Below are 6,090 nucleotides of genomic sequence, written 5' to 3' on the forward strand. Positions count from 1 at the left end.
GATGCCGCTCCACCTCACCAAAGTCGCCTATGGCGCGCAGAGCCTTGAGGAACTGCACGGCTGGTTCAAGACCCGCGGCGATGAAGCCCGCCTGACCACCCGCTACCTGCCCAAACGGCATGAGGAAATTGCCCCCAAGGACGGCTCAGGCGGCGGCTCCCTGTTCTGGATCTACAAGCACCAGCTGGTCTGCCGCAGCGAAATCCTCCGCTTTGAAGAGGCGGAGGGCGGCAAGACCCATATCGTCATTTCAACCAAGCTGATCGACGTCCACCCCCAGCCCAAACGCGCCCACCAGGGCTGGCGCTATCTGTCAGACACCGACGCCCCCCGCGATCTGGCGGCGGGCGAAGAAGCGGGCGAAGTGATGCCCGGCGGACTGGCGGCGGATCTGGCGCGGTTGGGGCTGGTTTGATCCACCCCAACCCACCACTCAATGCGCCGCCAGCACTTTCAGGAAATCGCGCACCCGTTTGGCGTTGACGCCGAAATCGCTGATCCCGATCCGGCTGACTGAGCGCATGTTGACTATGCTGCCCTGGCCCTGAGGGCCGGGCTGGGCGACCAGGACCACATCGTCCTGAAAGCGGATGAAGGATACGCTGGCGGTGGCTTCCATCCGGCCTGCGTTGGGATCGAACGCAGCGATGGTCCAGCCTTGCGCTTCGGCCTGGCGGCGGGCGTCGACCAGCATGGTGGCGACCGGCTTGTCGCTGTGCAGCGGGGCAATATCGCCATAGGCGGCAGCGTGGAGCTTGCGCCAGTTGTCGATCGTTTCCACTCCGGCCAGATTATCGGCGCGTAGTGGCAGGGCCCGGAATTCCGGCGGATTGGCCAGATCGGTGCTGATATCGTGGATCGCCGGAATGCCGCGCGCCACCAGTGGCCGCGAGGCGACAAAGCCGCCCAGCCCCAGCGCCACCAGTGTGGCCGCCACCAGTGCCTTGCGCCCGGCCAGTCTCTGACCGCGGCCGCTCCACAATGCGATCAGGCCGCACAGCAGCGCCAGCAGGGCGACCGCCCCGCCCAGTGCCAGACCGGCAAACCCGGTCAGCTTGGGCAGCACATCATAGCGTGCCAGCACCAGCCCGCCCGCTGCAAGCCCCGCAGCCAGCAGCGTCAAGCCGATCGCAGCCCGTTCCAACCGTCCCCGTTTGCCCTGTTCACTCATCACGCAGCCTCCCCTGAACTGCCCGGCATGGTGCGGGACAATCGGCGCTTGTGCAAGATGGGCTGTGGCAGGCCCCGCCGCCCGCATGTCCGGCCCGGCTGGCGACCCTGCCCGGGGCAGGCTGCGCCGCGCGCGCAAACCATTTTCCTACATGCTGCCGGGCTGACACAATGCCGATGGCGCGGGCGAATCGGCCTGGCGCTTCTTTGACATTGTCGATGCGGAATTGCCCGATGGGGCCTGGACGGGGCGCGTTGGGGCGGAAATGGAAAGTCACACTTCGGGCGGCGTTTTCGCCTCAGCTAGAGCACTTTTGAGTGTTTGATATCAATCCGTTGGATGGCTTTCAATCACCCGGAACGTCACAGCATTTCACCCCCTGTTCGGTGTCTAGCGCGCGCCTGACCCGGCTTGCGCAGCGGCGGCAGCACTGTCAGACTTGGCACGGTTCAGGACGGGCGAGAGGGGTTCCGATGCGCAGATTTGCCCTATTGGCGATGGCCGCCGCGCTGCTGGGTGCGGCTGCGCCAGTGGTGTGGGAATTGGGTACGCCGCCGGAAAGCTATGATGTGGCCGATCCGGCGAAGAATGTACCGCTTGCCGGGGTAACGGACTTTGTGGCGGGGCAGATTGTGGAAGGCTTCCATTTCGTCGGCACCGCGCCCAAGGGCTTTGCGCTGTCACTGCCCCAGCTGACATTGCTGGGAACCAGCACCTATGGCTGGGGGGCAGGCAAGTGCAAGGCGATGTGCGAAGCGACGCCGGACTGCGCGGCGTGGGATTTCCGGCCGATGAACCCGATGATGACCGGCACCGAAAGCTCTGCCAACCGCCAGTGCCGGTATTATGCCAGCGTGCCGGTACTCGCATCGGCCATGCTGCGGCGGCATGATAACCAGGGCAGCTTCTGGTGCAATGGCACCAGCCCCAACGACGCCTGCGCACTGGGCACCATCCCGGCGCGGGCGATCAAGCAGGGGTTGCAGAACATCAAGCCGCTGACCCCGGCGGCCAGGGCCAGCGGTGCGGGACGGACTCTGACGCCCAAACCCTGAGCGGGGCAGGTTCAGGCGGCGGCGCGCAGCTTGCTGCGGAGCTTTTCGCGGTACATCGCCTTGTCGGCGCGGCGCAGCAGCTGGGCGGGGTCTTCGCCCGGCTCGCGGCACACCGCCCAGCCGACCGCCGCGCCCACTTCCACGCTGGCCCCGGCGCAGCCCAGCCAGGCGGTTCGGGCGATCTCTTCGACCATGCGCCGGGCAAGCTCTCCGGCGCGGGCATCTTCGGCCAGGCCCGGGGCCAGAATGGCGAATTCATCGCCCCCCAGCCGCGCCACCACGTCCTGCGGCCCCAGCAGCGCGGCCAGCCGTTCGGCCGTGATGACCAGCAGTTCATCCCCGGCATCATGGCCATGGGTATCGTTGACCGCCTTGAACCCGTTCATGTCGATGAAGAACACGCCATAGCGATCATCCCCCTGGCTGGCCCGATCGAGTGCATAGTCAAACCCGCGGCGGTTGGCCTTGCCGGTCAGCTCGTCGGTCAGCAGCTGGATTTCAAGCGCGCGCTGGGCCAGTTCCGCCTCGGTATTGTCACGCAGCACGGCGATCTGGATGTGGGCGAAGGGCCAGTCCAGCTGATAGAAACGCTCGGCCCCGTCCGCTCCCGCCAGGCTGGCAAAGCGGGCGCGCTCGCCCAGCCGCGGTGAGCACAACGGGGCAAGCGTTTCGCCATAACGCGCCACCAGCGCGGCGGCGGCCTGATTGCTGCGCTTGATCCGGCCGTCCGCGCCCAGCAGCAGCGCGGGATGGTCTGAAGCTTCCCATCCGCGCCAGGCCCAGACCTCTTCGGGCGTGATATCGCCGCGCAGGAACGAGCTCATCATCGGCACGATCCGCAGCCGCTGGACCAAAGTGACATTGGCCATGACCACGAAACAGCCGATCAGCCGCGCCGGATAGATCTCCATCGCATAGATCCGCCCCAGCGCGACGCTGGCCGAAAGCATGACCACACAGGTTGCGAAGGCCAGCACCACGAATGCCTTGCCCGAGCGCGCCGCCATCGCGCAGCCAAAGCCCAGCGCGATGCCCAGCAGCAGCAAGGCCACGCTGGCCTGCATCCCCGCCAGCCGCCGCGCGCCATAGTTTTCACGCGCCGACTGGACCCCCAGCGCCATAACCGTCGCCCGATCCCCGCGCAGCATCATCGGCAGGGCGGCGCGGGTCGGGGCGATCAGCACGCTGGGGCTGATCACGACCAGCCGGCCGGGCAGGGCTTCGGCTCCGTCGACCACTTCGGCCACGCTGCGGCGTGGATAGTTCTGCTGATCGATCCGCAGATCGAAATCGACCCGGTCCTGCGTCCTGGTGCCGCTGGCCAGCCAGGCGGCGGGGTTGATCCCGCGCAGCCCTTTGTCGCGGCCGAGGCGGCGGTGCCAGCCATCGTCGTCCGGGGTCAGCCGGGCATCGACCACGGTGGCATGGCGGGCAAAGCGGGCAGCGGGCCGCTCATCCGGGCTGGCCCCGCTGACCAGCGCCAGCCGCTGCGGGCCAAACCGCGCCATGGCCGCTTCCAGCCGCGCATCGCTTTCTGCAAACAGCGGTTCGGCGATGAACAGGTCGATCAGGACCCGCTCTGCCCCGGCATCCGCCAGCCGGTTGAGCAGTGCGGCCATGCCATCCCGGCTCAGCGTCGGACCGCCAAAGCGGCGCACGTCCGATGGCTGGACCGACACGATCAGCAGGGCGGGGTCGATCGCCTGACGCTGGGCAATCAGCGCCCGGTCCGACATGCGCCGGTCAAGCGAGTCTGACGGCCCCAGCACCAGCAATGCCAGGCACAGCATCGCCGCCGTGCCCAGCGGCCGCCACCAGTCAACCAGCACCCGGCGCAAGGCAGCCAGGCTGGTCACTTCTCCTGAAAGGCCCCTGCGCAGCAGCGGGCCCAGGGTCACAATTCAGGCGCTTTCATCGCTGCCATGGGCGGCTCGTCGGGCGAAGTGCCATCGCCGATATTGGGCCCAACCTGGGGGTCAAGCTCGTCACCCGCCACCGGCGGTTCTTCGGGGCTGTCGCCTCCACCGCCCGACCGGGCCGTCTGCACGGCGCGCTGCGCGGCCAGCTGGCTTGCCGAGGTTTCAAGGGTATCGGCGCTCTCTTCGCCGAGATCGGACAGGGCCTGCACCGCGGCCAGCGCGATCAGGCTGGCAAGGATGCCATACTCAATCGCGGACAATCCGCGTTCATCGCGCAACAAGCGCTTCCAATGGCCAACAATCCGCTTCATCGCGCTTCCTCGGGTGCAATTCGAAGTCCCCCTATAGCCCGGCCGGTTCCAACCAAGCCCTAACGAGCATGGTAAAGTAGACCTTGCCGTGCGCCTGCGGATCAACGCTTATCTGCGGGGTTGCGGCCGAGCAGTGGTGCGCGGGTGATTTACGAATGACCAGCCGGTCGCCGGGCCAGAACCCGAGTCTGAATCAGCCTCCGCTGCCCTGCAGAGCCTCGAACGCGGCGTTGACGGCCGCGTCGCTGGCGGCATAGGGCGGGCGGCTTTCCTCGGGGTCGGGGACGCGTTCAATCCCGCCGATGATGTGCGGCGTGTGGCGGCCGCAAGCGCATGGTTCCCACTCCAGGGTGACCTTGTCCGCGCTGAGCGTGCCGCCCCAGAAGCTTTGCGCCATCAGGTCAAAGATGCCGAGCCGCCCGGTCTGGCGGCCCTGTGCGGGCAAGAGCGCGCCACTGTCGAGATCGAACACGAAGGGCAGCTGGGTGGTCTGGAAGTGGTAGTGCCCCTGGCTGCAGGCCGGAACGGTGCCCAGCATTTCGGTCATGCCATAGCTGTCAAGCGAGCCGGGCAGACCGGTAAAGCGCACGATGTCGCGTTCCAGCGTCTCGATCGGGCCGAGCCGCTTGGTCCCGCCGAACGTGGTCACTGCGCTGGCGGGTGTGAAGCAATCGGTCATCCCCTGCTGCAGTCCGCGCGCGACCAGCTGGTGGACCAGGATCGGCGGACCGGCGAGCATCACCCGCTCATCCCTGAAATCGCCGCGCACAAGAGCCAGCACCTGGTCCAGCGCCTGATCATAGGCGAGCCGCCCTTCCTCCGCCGCGTCGATCCTGGCCGCGACATAGTCGGACAGGCGCGGTTGGGGCAGTCCGGCGGCCTTGGCAGCCTCAAGCCGCAGCAGGAACCAGTGGAAATCGACGCTGGTATTGCCGACCATGGTGGTCACGAACAGTTCCGGCCGCCGCACGAAAATCGCGCGCATCAGATCGGTCGCGCCGCCGATTGCAGAGTGGCCACCTTCAAACCCGCACCAGACCACCGCGAACGGCGGCGCGCCAAAGGCGTCTTCAGGCTGCCCCGTCCACCCCGGGGTCAGCGCGCGCATCTGGCGCAAGTGCGCCTGCCACTCACTGGTTCCGCGCGGGAACAGCGAGAGCACCCCGGTGGTGCCTGAACTGTGCACCAGCCGCACCCCGCATTCGCGCTCAAGAATGGCGAACATTTCGTCCAGCGTGGCAATGCTGCGCCCGCGCAGCGCGCCGAGCGGACGCATGGTCACACGCTGCAACCAGTCGGCCAGGCGGCCATAGTCGCCCTCTTGCAGCAGGGCGGGGTCATAGCTTTTGTAGAACGACTGCGGGAACAACAGCTTGCCCAGCGTTTCGATGGTGTCGATTTCGGCAATCTGTTGGCTGTGTGCCAGCGCCTGAAGCGGCGGGAGTCGATCCTTGAGCGAGGCGAACCGGCCCTGGGCAACCTGCAGCTGCAACGGGGCCAGTTCGGCGCGGGGCAGGAACGATGCCTTCCAGGATTCGCCCTGGAAATAGGCCGCAGGATCATCGCCCAACAACATCGCCGTCTCTCCCGATTGCCCCGATCTGACCGCAGGTTAGGCCCGACCCTGCCCCCCC

6 protein-coding genes are annotated in these 6,090 nt (G+C 67.1%); 2 read left to right on the forward strand and 4 right to left on the reverse strand.

The features are described 5' to 3' along the window. The first annotated feature begins 1 nt into the window (after window position 1). Complete coding sequence (locus MNBBLIKP_RS07645; RefSeq protein WP_088309102.1) at window positions 2–415, forward strand: DUF1489 family protein; 414 nt, start codon at window positions 2–4, stop codon at window positions 413–415. 18 nt (window positions 416–433) lie between these two features. On the opposite strand, the gene MNBBLIKP_RS07650 is transcribed toward MNBBLIKP_RS07645, so the two are convergent. Then, window positions 434–1,171: a DUF1499 domain-containing protein gene (locus MNBBLIKP_RS07650; RefSeq protein WP_176399711.1), complete on the reverse strand. Its 738-nt coding sequence runs from the start codon at window positions 1,169–1,171 to the stop codon at window positions 434–436. Window positions 1,172–1,644: 473 nt separating this feature from the next. Here MNBBLIKP_RS07650 and MNBBLIKP_RS07655 point away from each other — a divergent pair, with 473 nt between their 5' ends. Further along, complete coding sequence (locus MNBBLIKP_RS07655; RefSeq protein ID WP_140420546.1) at window positions 1,645–2,226, forward strand: hypothetical protein; 582 nt, start codon at window positions 1,645–1,647, stop codon at window positions 2,224–2,226. 11 nt (window positions 2,227–2,237) lie between these two features. Here the strand turns inward: MNBBLIKP_RS07655 and MNBBLIKP_RS07660 are convergent, their stop codons facing one another. From MNBBLIKP_RS07660 to MNBBLIKP_RS07670, 3 genes are all read right to left on the reverse strand, one after another. Beyond that, the gene (locus tag MNBBLIKP_RS07660; RefSeq protein WP_140420547.1) at window positions 2,238–4,082 is read right to left on the reverse strand and encodes a diguanylate cyclase domain-containing protein; all 1,845 of its coding nucleotides are present in this window, start codon (window positions 4,080–4,082) and stop codon (window positions 2,238–2,240) included. A gap of 38 nt (window positions 4,083–4,120) precedes the next feature. Beyond that, window positions 4,121–4,456 carry a Flp family type IVb pilin gene (locus MNBBLIKP_RS17745; protein ID WP_140420548.1) on the reverse strand — a complete coding sequence of 112 codons (336 nt, stop codon included), beginning with the start codon at window positions 4,454–4,456 and terminating at the stop codon, window positions 4,121–4,123. Window positions 4,457–4,649: 193 nt separating this feature from the next. Further along, the gene (locus MNBBLIKP_RS07670; RefSeq protein WP_088309110.1) at window positions 4,650–6,032 is read right to left on the reverse strand and encodes a hypothetical protein; all 1,383 of its coding nucleotides are present in this window, start codon (window positions 6,030–6,032) and stop codon (window positions 4,650–4,652) included. Window positions 6,033–6,090: the final 58 nt, after the last annotated feature.

The sequence above is a fragment of the Novosphingobium sp. B 225 genome, from assembly GCF_002198665.1.
GTDB lineage: Bacteria > Pseudomonadota > Alphaproteobacteria > Sphingomonadales > Sphingomonadaceae > Novosphingobium.